15 protein-coding genes and 1 pseudogene are annotated in these 16,868 nt (G+C 65.7%); 9 read left to right on the top strand and 7 right to left on the bottom strand.

The genetic code is table 11. The annotated features are described in order from the left end of the window. The first annotated feature begins 17 nt into the window (after window positions 1-17). Both ABLE91_RS22080 and ABLE91_RS22075 read left to right on the top strand, forming a co-directional pair. Window positions 18-902 (top strand): MBL fold metallo-hydrolase, encoded by an 885-nt coding sequence (locus tag ABLE91_RS22080; RefSeq protein ID WP_348934321.1) that lies wholly within the window; start codon window positions 18-20, stop codon window positions 900-902. Window positions 903-992: 90 nt separating this feature from the next. Continuing rightward, window positions 993-1,943, top strand: coding sequence for an MBL fold metallo-hydrolase (locus ABLE91_RS22075; protein ID WP_348934320.1), 951 nt, complete (start codon window positions 993-995; stop codon window positions 1,941-1,943). Window positions 1,944-1,999: 56 nt separating this feature from the next. On the opposite strand, the gene rpoD is transcribed toward ABLE91_RS22075, so the two are convergent. The 3 genes from rpoD to ABLE91_RS22060 form a co-directional block, all read right to left on the bottom strand. After that, window positions 2,000-4,006 carry an RNA polymerase sigma factor RpoD gene (gene rpoD / locus ABLE91_RS22070; RefSeq protein ID WP_348934319.1) on the bottom strand — a complete coding sequence of 669 codons (2,007 nt, stop codon included), beginning with the start codon at window positions 4,004-4,006 and terminating at the stop codon, window positions 2,000-2,002. Between the two features lie 175 nt (window positions 4,007-4,181). After that, entirely contained in the window at window positions 4,182-6,083 is a 1,902-nt protein-coding gene (gene dnaG / locus ABLE91_RS22065; RefSeq protein WP_348934317.1) for a DNA primase, read from the bottom strand. 112 nt (window positions 6,084-6,195) lie between these two features. Beyond that, entirely contained in the window at window positions 6,196-6,654 is a 459-nt protein-coding gene (locus tag ABLE91_RS22060) for a GatB/YqeY domain-containing protein (protein ID WP_348934316.1), read from the bottom strand. Window positions 6,655-6,825: 171 nt separating this feature from the next. Between ABLE91_RS22060 and carA the strand changes: the two genes are divergently transcribed. From carA to ABLE91_RS22045, 3 genes and pseudogenes are all read left to right on the top strand, one after another. After that, window positions 6,826-8,031 carry a glutamine-hydrolyzing carbamoyl-phosphate synthase small subunit gene (carA, locus tag ABLE91_RS22055; protein ID WP_510181983.1) on the top strand — a complete coding sequence of 402 codons (1,206 nt, stop codon included), beginning with the start codon at window positions 6,826-6,828 and terminating at the stop codon, window positions 8,029-8,031. A gap of 55 nt (window positions 8,032-8,086) precedes the next feature. Beyond that, entirely contained in the window at window positions 8,087-8,377 is a 291-nt protein-coding gene (locus tag ABLE91_RS22050) for a YciI family protein (protein WP_348934315.1), read from the top strand. A gap of 174 nt (window positions 8,378-8,551) precedes the next feature. Continuing rightward, window positions 8,552-8,689: pseudogene (locus ABLE91_RS22045) on the top strand (flagellin); the annotation flags it as partial. A 72-nt stretch (window positions 8,690-8,761) separates the two neighbouring features. On the opposite strand, the gene ABLE91_RS22040 reads toward ABLE91_RS22045, so the two are convergent. After that, a complete protein-coding gene (locus ABLE91_RS22040; protein ID WP_348934314.1) occupies window positions 8,762-9,451 on the bottom strand; it encodes a GntR family transcriptional regulator in 690 nt (229 codons plus the stop codon). A 254-nt stretch (window positions 9,452-9,705) separates the two neighbouring features. Here ABLE91_RS22040 and ABLE91_RS22035 point away from each other — a divergent pair, with 254 nt between their 5' ends. The 3 genes from ABLE91_RS22035 to oxlT (ABLE91_RS22025) all read left to right on the top strand — a co-directional run bounded on the left by ABLE91_RS22035 (window position 9,706) and on the right by oxlT (ABLE91_RS22025) (window position 13,015). Further along, the gene (locus ABLE91_RS22035; protein WP_348934312.1) at window positions 9,706-10,179 is read left to right on the top strand and encodes a CBS domain-containing protein; all 474 of its coding nucleotides are present in this window, start codon (window positions 9,706-9,708) and stop codon (window positions 10,177-10,179) included. A 207-nt stretch (window positions 10,180-10,386) separates the two neighbouring features. Then, window positions 10,387-11,616, top strand: a complete 1,230-nt coding sequence (frc, locus tag ABLE91_RS22030; RefSeq protein WP_348934310.1) for a formyl-CoA transferase — start codon at window positions 10,387-10,389, stop codon at window positions 11,614-11,616. Between the two features lie 94 nt (window positions 11,617-11,710). Beyond that, the gene (oxlT, locus tag ABLE91_RS22025) at window positions 11,711-13,015 is read left to right on the top strand and encodes an oxalate/formate MFS antiporter (protein WP_348934309.1); all 1,305 of its coding nucleotides are present in this window, start codon (window positions 11,711-11,713) and stop codon (window positions 13,013-13,015) included. A 242-nt stretch (window positions 13,016-13,257) separates the two neighbouring features. On the opposite strand, the gene ABLE91_RS22020 is transcribed toward oxlT (ABLE91_RS22025), so the two are convergent. Further along, entirely contained in the window at window positions 13,258-13,548 is a 291-nt protein-coding gene (locus ABLE91_RS22020) for a hypothetical protein (RefSeq protein WP_348934367.1), read from the bottom strand. Between ABLE91_RS22020 and oxlT (ABLE91_RS22015) the strand changes: the two genes are divergently transcribed. Beyond that, a complete protein-coding gene (oxlT, locus tag ABLE91_RS22015; protein WP_348934307.1) occupies window positions 13,466-14,776 on the top strand; it encodes an oxalate/formate MFS antiporter in 1,311 nt (436 codons plus the stop codon). The two genes, ABLE91_RS22020 and oxlT (ABLE91_RS22015), sit on opposite strands and share 83 nt — an antisense overlap. A gap of 77 nt (window positions 14,777-14,853) precedes the next feature. Here oxlT (ABLE91_RS22015) and ABLE91_RS22010 read toward each other — a convergent pair whose 3' ends face one another. Further along, window positions 14,854-15,087: a hypothetical protein gene (locus ABLE91_RS22010; RefSeq protein WP_348934306.1), complete on the bottom strand. Its 234-nt coding sequence runs from the start codon at window positions 15,085-15,087 to the stop codon at window positions 14,854-14,856. A 128-nt stretch (window positions 15,088-15,215) separates the two neighbouring features. Then, entirely contained in the window at window positions 15,216-16,856 is a 1,641-nt protein-coding gene (pgi, locus tag ABLE91_RS22005) for a glucose-6-phosphate isomerase (protein ID WP_348934304.1), read from the bottom strand. Window positions 16,857-16,868 lie beyond the last annotated feature (12 nt).

Below are 16,868 nucleotides of genomic sequence, written 5' to 3'. Positions count from 1 at the left end.
GGGGGAGGGCGGCGACCATGAGCTCTTCCTCGCTCCCGCCTTCCGCCCCTTTGCCGCTCATGGGCGCGCCCATCCCGGTTGGCGCCATGACGGTCATGCCGCTGCGCGACGGCTTCTTTCCGCTCCCCATCGACAGCTTCCCGAATATCGCCTCGCCCGTGGGCGCAGCGATCATTGAGGATATGGGCCTGCCCCCGGCAGGACCGTTCCCCACGCCGATCAATGCCTTCGTGGTGGAGCGGGCGGGCCGGCTCGCCATCATCGATGCCGGCATGGGCGCCGGCATCGGTGCGGGAGGCGGCCCCGGGCTTGGCAAGGTGGCCGGCGCGCTCGCTGACGCCCGTTTCGATCGCGCCAAGGTGGAGGCGGTGCTGATGACCCACCTGCACATCGACCATGCCGGCGGCACCTTCGGCGAAGACGGCACGGCGTTCTTTCCCAATGCGGAACTGGTGGTCCAGCAGAAGGAGGCCGACTTCTGGACCGATGATGGCATGTGGTCCCGCGCGCCCTCGGACATGGACTATCTCTTTCGCGCCGCCCGCACCGCGCTCGCGGCCTATGCGGGACGCGTGCGCCTCGTCTCCGGTGCGGTGGAGCTGTGGCCCGGGCTCACCGCCCTGCCGCTGCCCGGCCACACGCCGGGCCATGCGGGTATATGGATCGCCGATGGCGATGACAGCCTCCTCGTGTGGGGCGACGTCATGCATGTGGCGGCCATGCAGTTTCCCCACCCCGATTGGCTCGGCGTGGTGGACGTGGACCCGGCCATGGCGGCGGAGACGCGCCTGCGCCTCCTCGACCGTCTCGCCAGCGAGGGCACGCCGGTCACGGGCTCGCACCTCGACATGCGCGGCCGCATCCTGCGGGCGGGCAGCGCCTATCGCATGGCGGCCGCCTGATGGGGTCTTGGCAATCGGCGCGAAGCACGACGATATGGTGGAAAGGGGCGTCGGGCGCCCCGGCTGCAGCCGCCTTGAAGAGGTGATCCCATGACCCTTCGCCTATCCGAACACGGCCTGTCCCGCCGTACCCTCCTGGGCGGCGCTGCGGCGCTTTCCCTTGCCTCCGTCCTGCCGGCGCCGTTCGCGTGGGCGCAGCCGCTCTCGGCTGGCCCGGTCATGGTGGGCGCCATCAAGGTGACACCGCTTTTCGACGGGCTTTATCCCTTGCCCCTCGACATCGTGCCCGACGCCGCATCGCCCGCCGGCCACGAGCTGATGAAGAAGATGGGCGCGCCCGCCGCCGGTCCCATTCCCATTCCGGTCAACGCCTTCGCAGTGGAGAAAGCGGGCCGGCTGGTGCTGATCGATTCCGGCACCGGCGCGGCCGGGGGCGCGGATCTTGGCAAGGCGGCCGGGGCGCTCGCCCATGCGGGCCTCGACCGGGCCAAGGTGGAGGCCATCATCCTCACCCATTTGCATGTGGACCATGCAGGCGGCGCCATCGGCGCCGATGGCAAGGCGGTGTTCCCCAATGCCGAGCTGGTCGTGCAGCACGAGGAGATCGAGTTCTGGATGGATGACGGCATCCGCTCGCGCGCGCCGCAGGGCATGGACGGCTTCTTCGGGGCCGCCCGCGCGGTGCTCGCCGCCTATCCCAAGCGCGTGCGTGCGGTCACCGGCGCCGTGGAGTTGTGGCCGGGCCTCACCGCCGTGCCCGAGCCCGGCCATACGCCCGGCCATATGGGCGTGATGATCGCCGATGGCGTCGACAGCCTCATCATGTGGGCGGACATCATGCATGTGGGCGCCATGCAGTTTCCCCATCCCGACTGGTCGGTCCTCTACGACGTGAACCGCACCCAGGCCGCCGAGACCCGCGCCCGCATGCTCGACCGCCTCACGGTGGAGCGCACGCCGGTGATGGGCTCGCACCTCGCCGACCGAGGGGTAATCGAGCGCGACGGGACCGGCTACCACATGGTGCCGGTGCCGGCCTGAACGCAAAAAGGCCCGCCGAGGCGGGCCTTTCGCGTCTCTGAGAGGCGTGCGGGCGATCAGTTGTCCAGGAACGACCGCAGCTTGCGCGACCTGGAGGGGTGCTTCAGCTTGCGCAGCGCCTTCGCCTCGATCTGGCGGATACGCTCGCGGGTCACGCTGAACTGCTGGCCCACTTCCTCAAGGGTGTGGTCGGTGTTCATGCCGATGCCGAAGCGCATGCGCAGCACGCGCTCCTCGCGCGGCGTCAGCGAGGCGAGAACGCGCGTCGTGGTCTCGCGCAGGTTGGACTGGATTGCGGCGTCGATGGGGAGCACCGCATTCTTGTCCTCGATGAAGTCGCCGAGGTGGCTGTCTTCCTCGTCGCCGATGGGCGTCTCAAGCGAGATGGGCTCCTTGGCGATCTTCAGGACCTTGCGCACCTTCTCAAGCGGCATGCCGAGCTTCTCGGCCAGCTCTTCCGGGGTCGGCTCGCGGCCGATCTCGTGGAGCATCTGGCGCGAGGTGCGCACGATCTTGTTGATCGTCTCGATCATGTGGACCGGGATGCGGATGGTCCGCGCCTGGTCCGCGATGGAGCGGGTGATGGCCTGCCGGATCCACCAGGTGGCATAGGTGGAGAACTTGTAGCCGCGCCGGTACTCGAACTTATCTACCGCCTTCATCAGGCCGATATTGCCCTCCTGGATCAGGTCCAGGAACTGGAGGCCGCGGTTCGTGTACTTCTTGGCGATGGAGATGACGAGGCGCAGGTTCGCCTCCACCATTTCCTTCTTCGCCTGGCGGGCTTCCTTCTCGCCCTTCTGCACCATCTGGACGATCTTGCGGAATTCCAGGATTTCCAGCCCGGTTTCCGTGGCGAGGGCGTGGATGTCCCCGCGCAGATCCTTGATGGCGTCCTTCTCGCTGGCGACGAAGCCCTTCCAGCCCTTCGAGCCCAGCTTGGAGACGCGCAGGATCCACTTCGGGTCCAGCTCGTAGCCCTGGTACTGCTTCAGGAAGTCGTCGCGGGAGACGCCGTAGCTCTCCGACAGGCGCAGCAGCCGGCCTTCAAGGCCGACGAGACGCTTGTTGATCTCGTAGAGCTGCTCCACCAGCGCATCGATGCGCGCCTGGTTGAGCGAGAGCGACTTCATGTCGAGGACGAGATCTTCCTTCAGCTTCTTCGCCTTGCGCTCCTGCGCGGGCGAGAGCGTCTCGTTCTTCAGCTTGGACTCGACATTCTGGTCCTGGAGCCGGCGCAGCTTCTTGTAGGAATCGGCAACGCGGTCGAAGGTCTCGAGCACCTTCGGCTTGATCTCGGTCTCCATGGCGGCGAGCGACAGGGAATTCTCCATGTCGTCTTCGTCGCTGTCCGGCGAGGCGCCGTCGCCCAGAAGTCCGTCCTCGCCCGCCTCGGGGGCGAGCGCGGTCTCGCCGTCCTCCACCGCCGGGGGCGGGTTCTTACCTTCGGGACCGGCATAGGTGGCTTCGAGGTCGATAATGTCGCGCAGCAGCACGCGGCCTTCCACCAGCTCGTCGCGCCAGATGATGATGGCCTGGAAGGTGAGGGGGCTCTCGCACAGCCCGGCGATCATGGCCTCGCGGCCCGCCTCGATGCGCTTGGCGATCGCGATCTCGCCCTCGCGGGAGAGCAGCTCGACGCTGCCCATCTCGCGCAGATACATGCGGACCGGGTCGTCGGTGCGCTCGGCCGGCTCGGACTTGGTCTCCGAGCGCGCAACCGCGCGCGGCGCGGCCTCGGTGAGCTCGCCGCCTTCCGCCTCTTCCGGCTCGTCGGGGGTCTCGCCTTCCTCGGCGGCTTCGCCCTCTTCGGTCGCCTCTTCCGCCTCGATGACGTTGATGCCCATGTCGTTGAGCATGGCGAGGGTGTCCTCGATCTGCTCGGAGGTCACCTCCTCGGAGGGCATCACTTCGTTGAGCTGCTCATAGGTGACATAGCCACGGCGCTTGGCGTTCTTGATCATCTTCCGGACAGCCGCGTCCGAGAGATCGAGCAACGGCCCATCGGGGGCTTCGTTCTCCTTCTCCGGGGCTTCGGTCGTCTCGGTGGCCTGCTTCGCCATGGACATCTCCTGACATATCGCCGCCTGCCAACGGCGAAACGGCGGCGCGACCGTCCGGTCCGCCGCCTCTTCCATCCTGCAAGAATCGTCCCTACGACGATCCCGTTAAATCAGCCTGAACCGCTCGCGCTTTTCTGCGAAGCGGCTCCTAAAACCCATCCTCAGGGATTGCGCCTCATATGGAGCGCGCCGACGCCCGGCCGGATGCCGCGCCAAACCCTTCGACCAGGGCCTCCGTTCCTTCGATTGCGGAGAGGCGCTCGTGCACATCCCGCAACCACGCAAAATTCGCCTCGCTTGGGTCGTCACCCAATTGCTGCTCGGCCTCTCTTAGTTCTCTAGATAACGCGAAAGCCTTTAGATGCAAGGCCGAGCGCTGGCGCCACCAGAGTCTCACATCCTCTTGTCCGGTATCGGGATATGCGGGCCAGTCCATCCGGGGGCTGGCAAGGGCGCAGACGCGCCGCCGCACCGCCTCTAATTCCTCTGGCAGCGCAAGGGTCTCGGGCGAAATGTGCCCATCCATATGGGCTTCCAGAAGCGCGCGGCACAAATGCGCGGCTTCCGAATTGGCGAAGGGAAGGGCGGAAATTTCCTCGCCGGTCTCATCCATCAGCCAGGGATGATTTAGCAGGCAGAAAAGAAGCAGTGCCTCATTTCGGGGCAAGTTGGAGGTGCCGCCCCGCACCGCAGCCGTCCGGGCAATATCCCCGCCGCGCGGGGCAAGGGGCACCGGCGGCGCCCAGCGGCCTTTTCCGCTTCCGCCTTGATTGCGCCGGGTGCCGGACCAGGACACCGCAGATGCAGGGGGAGAGAGCAGGCGGCGCATGCGCTCGTTCAGGTCCTGCCGGTAATGGCGCCGCACGCTCTCATCCACGATGGAGGCGACGATCTCGGCAAGCCGCGCCTCCAGCGCCGCGCGGCGCTCGGGCGTTTCCAGGTTCGTGCCTTCGGTCTCGCGCGCCCACAGCATGGCTGCGAGCGGTTCCGTGCGCGCCAGCACGTTGTCCATGGCCTCGCGGCCTGAGCGGCGGATCAGGTCGTCGGGATCCTGGCCCTCGGGCAGGGTGCCGAAGGAGAGGCTCTTGCCGGGCTTCAGATGGGGGAGGGCGACATCGATGGCGCGGAAGGCCGCGCGGCGCCCGGCCTTGTCGCCGTCGAACAGCAAGGTGGGTTCGTCGCCCATGCGCCAGAGCAGTTGCAGCTGGTCCTCGGTGAGCGCCGTGCCGAGGGGGGCGACCGCCCCCTCGAAGCCGGCCTCCACCATGGCGATGACGTCCACATAGCCTTCCACGGCCACGAGCCGCGCGCCCTTATGGGTGGCGGCGCGGGCGGAAAAGCCGTTGTAGAGCAAGGAGCCCTTATGGAAGAGCGGGGTCTCGGGGGAGTTAAGGTATTTTGCCGAGACGTCCTTTTCCAGCGCCCGCCCGCCGAAGCCCACCACCCGGCCCTTCAGGTCGGTGATGGGAAACATCACGCGGTCGCGGAAACGGTCATAGGGCACGGCGATGTCGTCGCCGGAGACGAGAAGCCCCGTCTCCACCATGTCGGCGACGCTGACCCCCAGATGGCCCAGCGCCTCCTTCAGATTGAAGCGTTCGGGCGTCGAATAGCCCATGCGAAAGCGTTTCTGGGTGGAAGGCCCGAGCCCGCGGTCGGCAAGATAGCCGCGCGCCTTGGCACCGGCCCGGCCCTGCAGGGCCTCCTCGAAATGAGTGGCGGCAAGGGCGAGGACATCATGGAGCGTGCGGCGGCGCTCCTCGCGGGCGCTAGCCTCGGGGGTGACCTCGGGCAGAGGGAGCCCGGCCATGGAGGCCAATCGCTCCACCGCCTCGCCGAAAGGCAGGCCTTCCGTCTCCATCAGGAAATCGAACACGTCGCCGTGCTTTCCCGAGGAGAAGCAGTGGTAGAAGCCCTTCTGGTCGTTGACGAAGAAGGAGGGGGTCTTCTCGGGATTGAAGGGCGAGAGGCCGGCGAACTCGCGCCCCTGCTTGCGCAGCTTCACCCGCCGCCCCACCACGTCCGACACCGGCAACCGGGCACGGATCTCATCAAGGAAGGAGGGCGGGAAGCGCATTCAGGTGCAAGCTCTCAAGGCGCGTGCCGAAACGATAGCATCTCGGCGCAATCGAAACGATGGGCCAGCGGGGTTTAGAAACCATGCCCGCTGTCCCCACGTTCCACAGGCCTCAGCCCGCCGTCAGCGCTTCCTTCACCCAGGCGGAGGCCTTGCCGAAGTCGATGGCGCCGGCATAGCGCTCCTTGAGCACGCCCATGGTGCGGCCCATGTCCTTGATGCCCTTGGCGTCGATCTCGGCCACCACGTCCTTGATGATGGCGCGGGTCTCGTCCTCGCCGAGCTGCTTGGGCAGGAAGTCCTGGATCACCGCGATCTCGGCCTTTTCCTGGTCCGCCAGCTCGGGGCGGCCATTGTCGGTGTAGATTTTCGCGCTTTCCTCGCGCTGCTTCACCATCTTGGCGAGCAGAGCGCGCAGGTCGTCGTCGCCGAGCGGGTCCTTGCCATGGCCCCTGGCCTCGATATCGCGGTCCTTCAGGGCCGCATTGACCAGGCGCAGGGTGGACAGGCGCACCTTGTCGCCTGCTTTCATCGCTTCTTTGAGCGCAGTGTTGATGTCGTCGCGGAGCACGGTCGTCCTCGTAAAATGTCGCGCGCGGGCCCGTCCGGGATGTGGAGGGCCGGGTCGCCGGGTGTCGGAAAGGCGGGAAGCGTCGGGGCGGGCATCGCCCTGTGACGAAAATCGCGGCACATCCGCCGGGCCACTGGCGTAGCGGCGCGTGACCCCTTATCTAGGCGATCCATGACCCAGGAACAAGATCACGTCATGAGCCCGGCCGACAGCTGGGCGGAACCGAAGCCGACCGCGCTGCTGGTGCTGGCCGATGGAACGGTCCTCGAAGGTGTCGGCCTTGGCGCCGTCGGCGAGGGTGTTGGCGAGGTGTGCTTCAACACCGCCATCACCGGCTATGAGGAGATCCTCACCGATCCCTCCTATAGCGGGCAGATCATCACCTTCACCTTCCCGCATATCGGCAATGTGGGCACCAATGAAGAGGACATCGAGACGGTGTCCATGGCGGCCGCCTCTGGCGTACGCGGCGTGGTGCTGCGCACGGCCGTCACCGAGCCCTCCAACTATCGCGCGACCCGCGGCCTCGATGCGTGGCTGAAGGCGCGGGGCATTGCCGGCATCTCGGGTATCGATACCCGCGCGCTCACCGCCCGCATCCGCGAGACCGGCATGCCGAATGCGGTCATCGCCTATTCCCCCGATGGCGTGTTCGATATCGAGGCGCTGAAGGCCAAGGCGAAGGCGTGGCCGGGCCTCGAAGGCATGGACCTCGTGCCCGGCGTCACCTCCGCCCAGCGCTACGGCTGGGACGAGACGCCCTGGGAGTGGGAGAAGGGCTATGGCCGGCAGGATGGCGGCCAGTATCACGTGGTGGCCATCGATTACGGCGTGAAGCGCAACATTCTGCGGCTGCTGGCGCGCGCCGGCTGCAAGGTGACGGTGGTGCCGGCGACCACCCCCGCCGCCGACATCCTCGCGCTCAACCCCGACGGCGTGTTCCTTTCCAACGGCCCCGGCGATCCCGCGGCCACGGGGGAATATGCGGTGCCGGTGATCCGGGCACTGATCGCCAAGGAAATCCCCACCTTCGGCATCTGCCTCGGCCACCAGATGATCGGCCTTGCGGTGGGCGGGCGCACCCTGAAGATGCACCAGGGGCATCACGGGGCGAACCATCCGGTGAAGGACCTCACCACGGGCAAGGTGGAGATCACCTCCATGAATCACGGCTTCGCCGTGGACCGCGACAGCCTGCCGGCGAATGCGCAGGAGACCCATGTCTCCCTGTTCGACGGCTCCAATGCAGGCCTTGCGCTCTCGGACAAGCCGGTCTTCTCGGTGCAGTACCACCCGGAAGCCTCGCCCGGCCCGCGCGACAGCCATTATCTGTTCGATCGCTTCGTGGAGATGATGGCCAAGTCCAAGGCCGCCTGAAGCCGCATTTCAAAGAAGAGGGCGGCGCTCAGCCGCCCCATAAGGGAGGCGTTCCATGCTGTTCGTCGTGCTCAAGAAGGACAAGCCGGACCACGAAAAGGTCCGCGCCGACGTGCGCCCCGCGCACCTCGAATTCCTCAACGCCAACAAGGATAAGATCGCCTTCGGCGGCCCCATCATGAGCGAGGACGGTGCCCGCATGGTGGGCTCGATCCTCACGGTGGAGGCGGCGAGCCCGGTGGAGGCGAAGGCGTTCCTGGAGAACGACCCGTTCGCCAAGGCGGGCCTGTTCGAGAGCACCGAGGTGGTGCCGTGGAAATGGGTGTTCAAGAACCCCAATCCGTGAGGCGTCGCCGCCCTTAAAAAATCTCGGCCGGTGAAGTGCGGACCGGGCGGGCTCAGGCGCGCTTCGGTCGCGCATATTTCTGTGTCGCTCGCGCCGGCAGCAGGCCGCCGGCGCGAGCCCAGCCTGGCGGTGAAGGACAACGCGCTTGGGATGGTTTCGTCCCAAAAGGCGGATGTCGCGCGTCTGGTTGATAGCGACATGTCGGCCGAAAGCGCCCGGATGACGGCGCTGCAGGTCAAGCAGCAGCTTGGTGCCTTGGCGCTGTCGATGGCCAATGCGTCCTCGCAGAACGTGCTGAAGCTGCTGGCCTGATTTTAGCGGCCCCGCCGCGCTCCGGCGCCCCGAACCACGCCCTTGCGGGGCGTGGTTTCCGCTCTCGGGATCTCAGTTCAGGAATTCGCCGTGGGCTTCCACGTGCTTGGCGAGGCCCAGCGTGTGGTCGCGCACCAGCCGCTCGGCGAGGTCCGGGTCGCGCTTCTCGATGGCCTCGACGATGCGGGTGTGGTCGACGATGGACCGCTGGGCGCGGTGGTCCTGGCCGATGGTTACCTTGCGCACGCCGCGCATGTGGGGGAACAGGCTCTCCGTCGTCTCCGCGATCAGGTCGCAGCCGGACATGCGGATGATGAGCTTGTGGAAGGCGAGGTTCGCTTCGGAATATTCGGTGACGAACTCTTCCGGGTCGCGGTTCGCGAAGGCCTGAACATTCTCGCGCAGCTTGCGGATCTCGGTCTCCGTGGCCTCCACGCAGGCGAGGCGCGCAGCCATGCCTTCGAGCGCGGCCCAGACCGTGATCATCTCCAGGATTTCCTGCTTGGTCTTGCGCACCACGAAGATGCCGCGCCGCGGCACGGAGCGCACGAAGCCCTCCTGCTCCAGCAGCGTCATGGCCTCGCGGATGGGGGTGCGCGAGACCCCGAGCTTCTCCGAGAGCTGGCGTTCCTCCAGGCGTATCTCTTCGTCGTGGCTATAGATGTCCATCTCCATGATGGCCGCCTTAAGCGCCTTGTACGCCTTCATGCGGAAGCTCGATTCGGTCTCGATCGGCTTCACGTTTATATCCTGGTACGTCATCTGAACCCTTATCCGATGCCGCTCAGCGCCACCCGTTCAGCCCTGCCTCCTGAAGAAGCAGAATACAACATACCTTGATCGCATCTAACGTCGGCTTCGGCAAGTAAGCCCGTGTCGAACGATGCCGCATTGCAGCATTGACCGCACGTAAATCTGTAACGATTCCATGTCTTGACATCGCGTATTACGTATACCAGCATAGTCCCAATCAGCGACCCGGGTTCAACCGCGGGCCTTAAAGAGAGGGACGCCCAATGATCACGGTCGACGATATCCTGCGCGAAAAGCGCCACGCCCGCGTCATCACGGTGCGCATGAACGAGACGGTGGCGACCGCCGCCCTCATCATGAAGCGTGAGAACGTCTCCAGCGTTGTTGTGAAGGACGTGTGCCGCACCGAGGGCAATACGGTGGTCGGCGTGTTCTCCGAACGCGACGTGACCCGTGCGCTCGTGGAGCACGGCGCCAACACCCCGAGCCTCACTGTGGCCAGCTTCATCAAGCGGGCGGTCATTTCCTGCCAGCTCAGCGACAGCATCGGCAAGGTGCTGCGGCTGATGAACGAGCACCAGGTGCGCCATCTCCCGGTGATCGAGGAGCATGGCCTCGTTGGCGTCATCAGCGCCACGGACCTCATGCGCCACTATCTGCACGAGGAAGAGACCGAGGTGCAGCCCGGCGGCCAGGCCTCGGGTGGCATGACGGCGGCGTTGGCTGCATTGCGCTGAGCAAGATTAGAGCCGGCGCAAATCCATTTGCCGTCGGGTCAGGAGGATGCTATGCCTGAAATCCTGGCATACGTAATCCAATAGACGTAATTCCAGAAGAAGCCGCTTCCGGCGGCTTCCAATGGCGAGGGAGAACGGCTTCGGCGGTTCTCATGAGCAAAGCCGGCACAGACCGGTGTGGCAGGGCAGGTTTCCAGGGGTTGAGGCATGGGCAAGGCACTCGAAGGTGTGCGCGTGCTCGACATGACGCACGTGCAGTCGGGACCATCCGCGACGCAGCTCCTCGCCTGGATGGGCGCGGACGTGATCAAGGTCGAGATGCCGCGTCGCGGGGATATCACCCGCTCGCAACTGCGCGACAAGTCCAATGTGGACAGTCTTTACTTCACGATGCTGAACGCCAACAAGCGCAGCGTCACGCTCAACATCAAGTCCCCGCAGGGCCAGGACGCGCTTTCGCGCCTGATCGAGCAATGCGACGTGATGGTGGAGAATTTTGGCGCCGGCGTGCTGGACCGCCAGGGTTTTGCCTGGGATCGCATCTCGGCCATCAATCCCCGCATCATCTACGCCTCCATCAAGGGCTTCGCCGACGAGAGCGGGCTTGATGCCAAGGCGTACGAGACCATCGCCCAGGCCATGGGCGGGGCCATGAGCACCACCGGCTGGCGCTCCGGCCCGCCCACCGCCACCAGCGCCCAGATCGGCGATACCGGCACTGGCATCCATTGCGTGGCCGGCATCCTCGCCGCCCTCTACCAGCGCACCGTCACCGGGCGTGGGCAGCGGGTGGAGGTGGCCATGCAGGATTGCGTGGTGAACCTCCTGCGGGTGAAGCTGCGCGACCAGCAGCGCCTCGCCTCGGGTCCGCTCACGGAATATCCCGGCGCGCCCACGGGCGACAATGTTCCCCGTGCCGGCAATGCCTCGGGCGGAGGCCAGCCGGGTGCGGCCCTGCGCTGCGCGCCCGGTGGCGAGAACGATTATTGCTACGTCATCATCCAGCCCCAGGGCTGGGCGCCGCTGATGCGGCTCGTGGGCCGGCGCGACCTCATCGAGGACCAGCGCTTCGCCACCCACGAGGCGCGCGCGCAGCGGCTGGAGACCTGCTTCGGCATCATCGAGACCTGGACCCGCAACCGCACCAAATTCGAGGTGATGAAGGCGCTGAGCGCCATCGACGTGCCGTGCGGGCCCATCCTCTCGACCAAGGACATCATCGAGGACCGTTCGCTCTATGAGCGTGGCTTCCTGGTGGACGTGCCCCACCCCGAGCGGGGCACTTATGTGACGGTCGCTTCCCCCATCCGCCTCTCGGACAACGAGGTGCCGGTGGAGCGGGCGCCGCTCCTCGGCGAGCACACGGACGAGGTGCTCGCCTCCCTCGGCTACGGTGCCGAGGACATCGCCAGTATGCGCGCCAACGGCGCGGTCTGATTTCGCATCTGCCGGCACCCGGAGGGAAAACAAAACAAGGGGGCGCCGGCTTCCTCAATACAGAGAACAAAAAGGATCGGTAAAGGGTAGGAAAATGGCTTCTTCTGAAAGTGGTGGAACAGCAACGGTGACGGCGAACCGTTGGCTTCAATTAATCGCCGGTATCGTCTGCATGGTTGCGGCCGCGAACATCCAGTACAGCTGGACCCTGTTCGTGCCGGAAATCCAGAATGCGCATGGCTGGAGCCGCGCTTCGATTCAGGTTGCCTTCACGGTGTTCGTGGTGGTGCAGACCTGGCTGACGCCCATCGAGGGCTACTTCATCGACAAGTACGGCCCGCGCGCCGTGGTCCTGTTCGGCGGCGTGTTCACCGGCCTGTCCTGGATCGTCAACTCCTATGCCACCTCGCTGACCGGCTTCTATATCGGCGCGGCCATCGGCGGCATCGGCGTCGGCTGCGTCTACGCCACCTGCGTGAACAGCGCGCTGAAGTGGTTCCCGGACAAGCGCGGCCTTGCGGTCGGCCTCACCGCCGCGGGCTACGGCTCGGGCACGATCCTGACCATCATCCCCATCGCCAACATGCTGAAGACCTCCGGTTATTCCGAGACCTTCTTCCTGTTCGGCCTGATCCAGGGCGCCATCATCCTTCTCGCCGCCGGTTTCCTGCGCGCGCCGGGCAAGGGTGAAGTGGTGTATTCCTCGACGGTGGCCCAGAGCCGGCGCGACTACACGCTCGGCGAGGCGCTTCGCACGCCGGTCTTCTACGTCATGCTCGGCATGTTCATCTGCACCGTCACCGGCGGTCTGATGGCAGTGGCCCAGCTCGGCGTCATCGCGGAAGACCTCGGGGTGAAGCATGTGGAGGTGAACCTCTACTTCTTCGTCATGGCCGCCCTGCCGTTCGCTCTGATGCTCGACCGCCTCCTGAACGGCATTTCCCGTCCGCTTTTCGGCTGGATCTCCGATCATATCGGCCGTGAGAAGACGATGTTCTTTGCCTTCGCCATGGAAGGTATCGGCATCGTCGCCCTCGGCGCGTTCGGCCACAATCCGTGGGCGTTCATCATCCTGTCGGGCGTCGTGTTCCTGGCGTGGGGCGAGGTGTATTCGCTGTTCTCCGCAACCGCGGCCGACACCTTCGGAAGCGCCCATGTGGGCAAGATCTACGGCGTTCTTTATTGCGCCAAGGGATTTGCCGCGCTTCTCGTGCCCATCGCGAATCTCATCATGGAGGCGACCGGCTCCTGGGCGACCGTTCTCTATATCGTCGCGGCCATGGATCTGACCGCCGCCTTCGCCGCGATTCTTCTCTTGCGTCCGCTTCTCGCCCGCCATCACAGGCTGAACGAAGAAGCCGCCGCCCGTGCAACGCGTCAGGCTCCCCAGGGCGCCTGATCCAAAAGTCCCTCCAGCCGCTTTCGGGCGGCTCCTGATAGCCCCGGCGAAAGCCGGGGCTTTTTTTTGGCTTTCGCGCCCGAGCCCCGCTCACGCCCTCTTCTCGCCTTTTGCGAGCTGAGTAAGATTATGTAATAACGAGCCAGTTTACGGGTGATTCCAAATCCACATGTGGCAAGTATTTGGAATAAAGTACGTATGCTCGTGTATAATTCACGTGTAATTTTGTTGCGCTATTTTGGTTATTTTAAAAAATTCTTGCGCGATACAGCGATAATAACGGTTACATAGCCGAAACTTGCGTCCTGTATGCCGTATACACCATGCATAATCGCCTTCCTCACCCGCATGCGTGTCGGCACCGCCTGCCCATGCGGAAACGAATGGTGACCGTCACGGGACCGTTCATCGTCACAGAACGCGATGATCCCGAAGAAGGAAGGGAAGGAAATGCCAGCAATTGAATCCGTGCGCAGCGGCCCCGTGGGTGGACGTTGGCTCCAACTGGCGATCGGCGTGCTCTGCATGTCCATGATCGCCAATCTCCAGTATGGCTGGACGCTGTTCGTCGAGCCCATGAACGAGACGCACCAGTGGGGCCGCGCCTCCATCCAGGTGGCGTTCACCATTTTCGTGCTGTTCGAGACCTGGCTGGTGCCGGTCGAAGGCTGGTTCGTGGACAAGTTCGGCCCGCGCATCGTCGTCTTCATCGGCGGCATCCTGTGCGCCGCCTCCTGGGCGCTGAACTCCATCGCCGATAGCCTGGCCCTGCTCTATGTGTCGGCGGCCATCGGCGGCGCGGGCGCGGGCGCGGTCTATGGCACCTGCGTGGGTGCGGCGCTGAAATGGTTCCCCGACCGCCGCGGCCTTGCCGCCGGCATCACCGCCGCCGGCTTCGGCGCGGGCTCGGCGCTCACCATCGTCCCCATCGCGGCGATGATCGCCTCGTCAGGCTATCAGCAGACCTTCCTCGTGTTCGGCCTCATCCAGGGCGGCGTGGTGCTGGTGGCCTCCCTGTTCCTCCAGAGCCCGAAGCCGGGCCAGCTTCCGCCGTCCCCCGTCAAGGCGGTCATGCAGTCCCGCCGCGAATACGGGCCGGGGCAGATGCTGAAGGCGCCGGTCTTCTGGATCATGTACCTGATGTTCGTTCTGGTGGCGGGCGGCGGCCTCATGGCGACCGCGCAGCTCGGCTCCATTGCCAAGGACTTCAACATCGCCGGCGTGCCGGTCTCCATGCTCGGTCTCACCATGCCGGCGCTGACCTTCGCGCTGTCCATCGACCGCGTGCTGAACGGCGTCTGCCGGCCTTTCTTCGGCTGGGTGTCGGACAATATCGGCCGTGAGAACACCATGTTCATCGCCTTCGCCCTCGAGGCGGTCGGCGTGCTGGCGCTGGGTCATTTCGGCACCAATCCGGTGCTGTTCGTGATCCTCACCGGCCTCGTCTTCTTCGCCTGGGGCGAGATCTACTCGCTGTTCCCGGCGACCTGCGGCGACACGTTCGGTTCCAAGTTCGCGACCACCAATGCCGGCTTCCTCTACACCGCCAAGGGCACGGCCTCCCTGGTGGTGCCGCTGGCGAGCATCATGGTGGCCAGGTATGGCAACTGGGACCTGGTGTTCACCATCACCGCGGCGGTGAACGCCATCGCGGCCCTGATGGCGCTGTTCGTGCTGAAGCCCATGCGCGCCCGCTTCGTGGCGGATGCCAAGGCGGAAGACGCGGTGGCGGCGAGCCGCGCGGCGGAAGTCACCCACTGATCCTCCCGCCCCGCGCCATGCGCGGGACGTCCTGACTGAAGCCCTCTCCGGCACCCGCCGGGGAGGGCTTTTTTGTTTCAGAAGGCGCGGGGGAAGGATGCCCAGGCGGGATCGGCCTTGGTCTCGCCCTTGTCGCCGCCGAAGCGGGTCGCGGCCGTGCGAGTCGTGGTGTCAGGCTGGAGCGCCACTTCCGCCGGAATGCCGGGGCCGCCCGCCGGCGCCATGAAGGGCACGGGGCTCGCGAAGTGCAGCACCGCCCCGGTGAGGGCGACGCCGGCCAGGGCGAAAGCGGTAAGATCGAGCAGGGTCATCTGAGCCTCCAGACCGAGGCAGCCCCATATGGGCCGCCCTGAATTGCGAAGGCATCCTGACCTATTTCACGGCATCTGTGGTATACATAATACACAGATGCGCCATGCAATGTTGCATAGCAGCATTGTTACCCTCGACTAATTCGCAAATGCGAAAGAAGCCCCAGGGTCGAGCCTGACGCGCCGGCCGGCGCGGCGCCGCCCTGAACCGCGGGAAGCAGTTCGGTCGCCATTTCCTTGCCCAGCTCGACGCCCCATTGGTCGAAGGCATTGATGCCCCAGATAGCCGCCTCCACGAACACGCGGTGCTCATAGAGCGCAATGAGCTGGCCCAGGGTGAAGGGGTCGAGGAGGGGATAGGCGATGGTCACGGAGGGGCGGTTGCCCGGGAACACCTTGTGCGGGGCCAGTCGCGCGATGGCAGCGTCGTCCAGGCCCTTGGCCCGGAGCTGCGCCTCCACCTCCGCGATGGAGCGCCCCCGCATCAGCGCCTCGGACTGGGCGAGGCAATTGGCCTTCAGCAGTTCGTGGTGATGCTTCAGATGGGCCTCGTGGCCCTCCGCCGCGATGAGGAATTCCACCGGCACGATGTCCGTGCCCTGGTGGAGGAGCTGGAAGAAGGCGTGCTGGGCATTGGTGCCCGGCTCGCCCCATACGATGGGTCCCGTGGCGGTGGCGGGGGTGCCGCCGTCCAGGGTCACGCTCTTGCCGTTGCTCTCCATGTCGAGCTGCTGGAGATAGGCCGGAAAGCGGGCGAGGCGCTGGTCGTAGGGAATGATGGCGCGGCTCGGATAGGCGCAGACATTGCGGTGCCATACCCCCACCAGCGCCAGTAGCACCGGAAGATTCTCTGCCAGCGGGGCGGAGCGGAAATGCCCGTCCATGGCCGCGCCGCCCACCAGGAAATCCTTGAACAGATGCGGGCCGATGGCGATCTGCAACGGCAGGCCGATGGCCGACCAGAGCGAATAGCGCCCGCCCACCCAGTCCCAGAAGCCGAAGGTGCGCTCCGCCGAGATGCCGAAGGCGGCCACCTCCTTCAGCGCCGTTGAGACCGCGCAGAAATGGTCCCCCACCGCGTCCTCGCCCAGCGCCTGCGCGATCCAGGCGCGGGCCGAACGGGCATTGGTCATGGTCTCAACAGTGGTGAAGGTCTTGGAGGCCACGATGAAGAGGGTGCTCGCCGGGTTCAGCGGCTTGAGCACATCGGCAAGGTGCGCGCCGTCCACATTGGAGACGAAATGGGTGCGCGGGCCGTCATGATAGGGTGCGAGCGCCAGCGTCGCCATGGCCGGGCCGAGGTCCGACCCGCCGATGCCGATATTCACCACGTCCGTGAAGGCATGGCCCCGGTTGCCGGCAATGGCGCCCGAGCGCACGGCGGCGGCAAAGGCGCCAAGGCGCTCGAGGGTCGTGCGCACGTCCGTCCTCACGTCCGTCCCATCGAGCGTGAGAGGTTCGTCCGAGCCGTCGCGCAGCGCCATGTGGAGCACCGCGCGGTCCTCGGTGGCGTTGATGTGGGCGCCGGAGAACATGGCGTCGCGCCGCGCCTCCACCCCTGCCGCCCGGGCGAGGTCGAGGAGAAGCGCGAGAGTGTCGTCCGTGAGCGCGGTCTTGGAAGCATCCAGCAGCAGGTCGCCGAAGCTGGCCGAGAATCGCGCGAAGCGGTCCTTGTGGGAGAACAAATCGGCGATGCGCGTGCCGGCGCCGGCCTCGCGGGCGGCGGACAAAGCGTGCCAGATTTCCGGGAGCTTCGAGCGGTCGGTCATGGCTTTCAGGTC

The sequence above is a fragment of the Aquabacter albus genome, assembly GCF_040049275.1.
Lineage (GTDB): Bacteria > Pseudomonadota > Alphaproteobacteria > Rhizobiales > Xanthobacteraceae > Aquabacter.
This window is presented reverse-complemented; position numbering and strand designations above follow the sequence as displayed.

Excerpts from the sequence above, each read along its gene's own strand:
- ABLE91_RS22080 (WP_348934321.1), top strand. The coding sequence starts at position 18 with ATGAGCTCTTCCTCGCTCCCGCCTTCCGCCCCTTTGCCGCTCATGGGC.
- ABLE91_RS22075 (WP_348934320.1), top strand. The coding sequence starts at position 993 with ATGACCCTTCGCCTATCCGAACACGGCCTGTCCCGCCGTACCCTCCTG.
- rpoD (WP_348934319.1), bottom strand. The coding sequence starts at position 4,006 with ATGGCGAAGCAGGCCACCGAGACGACCGAAGCCCCGGAGAAGGAGAAC.
- dnaG (WP_348934317.1), bottom strand. The coding sequence starts at position 6,083 with ATGCGCTTCCCGCCCTCCTTCCTTGATGAGATCCGTGCCCGGTTGCCG.
- carA (WP_510181983.1), top strand. The coding sequence starts at position 6,826 with ATGACCCAGGAACAAGATCACGTCATGAGCCCGGCCGACAGCTGGGCG.
- ABLE91_RS22050 (WP_348934315.1), top strand. The coding sequence starts at position 8,087 with ATGCTGTTCGTCGTGCTCAAGAAGGACAAGCCGGACCACGAAAAGGTC.
- ABLE91_RS22040 (WP_348934314.1), bottom strand. The coding sequence starts at position 9,451 with ATGACGTACCAGGATATAAACGTGAAGCCGATCGAGACCGAATCGAGC.
- ABLE91_RS22035 (WP_348934312.1), top strand. The coding sequence starts at position 9,706 with ATGATCACGGTCGACGATATCCTGCGCGAAAAGCGCCACGCCCGCGTC.
- frc (WP_348934310.1), top strand. The coding sequence starts at position 10,387 with ATGGGCAAGGCACTCGAAGGTGTGCGCGTGCTCGACATGACGCACGTG.
- oxlT (WP_348934309.1), top strand. The coding sequence starts at position 11,711 with ATGGCTTCTTCTGAAAGTGGTGGAACAGCAACGGTGACGGCGAACCGT.
- oxlT (WP_348934307.1), top strand. The coding sequence starts at position 13,466 with ATGCCAGCAATTGAATCCGTGCGCAGCGGCCCCGTGGGTGGACGTTGG.
- ABLE91_RS22020 (WP_348934367.1), bottom strand. The coding sequence starts at position 13,548 with ATGGACATGCAGAGCACGCCGATCGCCAGTTGGAGCCAACGTCCACCC.
- ABLE91_RS22010 (WP_348934306.1), bottom strand. The coding sequence starts at position 15,087 with ATGACCCTGCTCGATCTTACCGCTTTCGCCCTGGCCGGCGTCGCCCTC.
- pgi (WP_348934304.1), bottom strand. The coding sequence starts at position 16,856 with ATGACCGACCGCTCGAAGCTCCCGGAAATCTGGCACGCTTTGTCCGCC.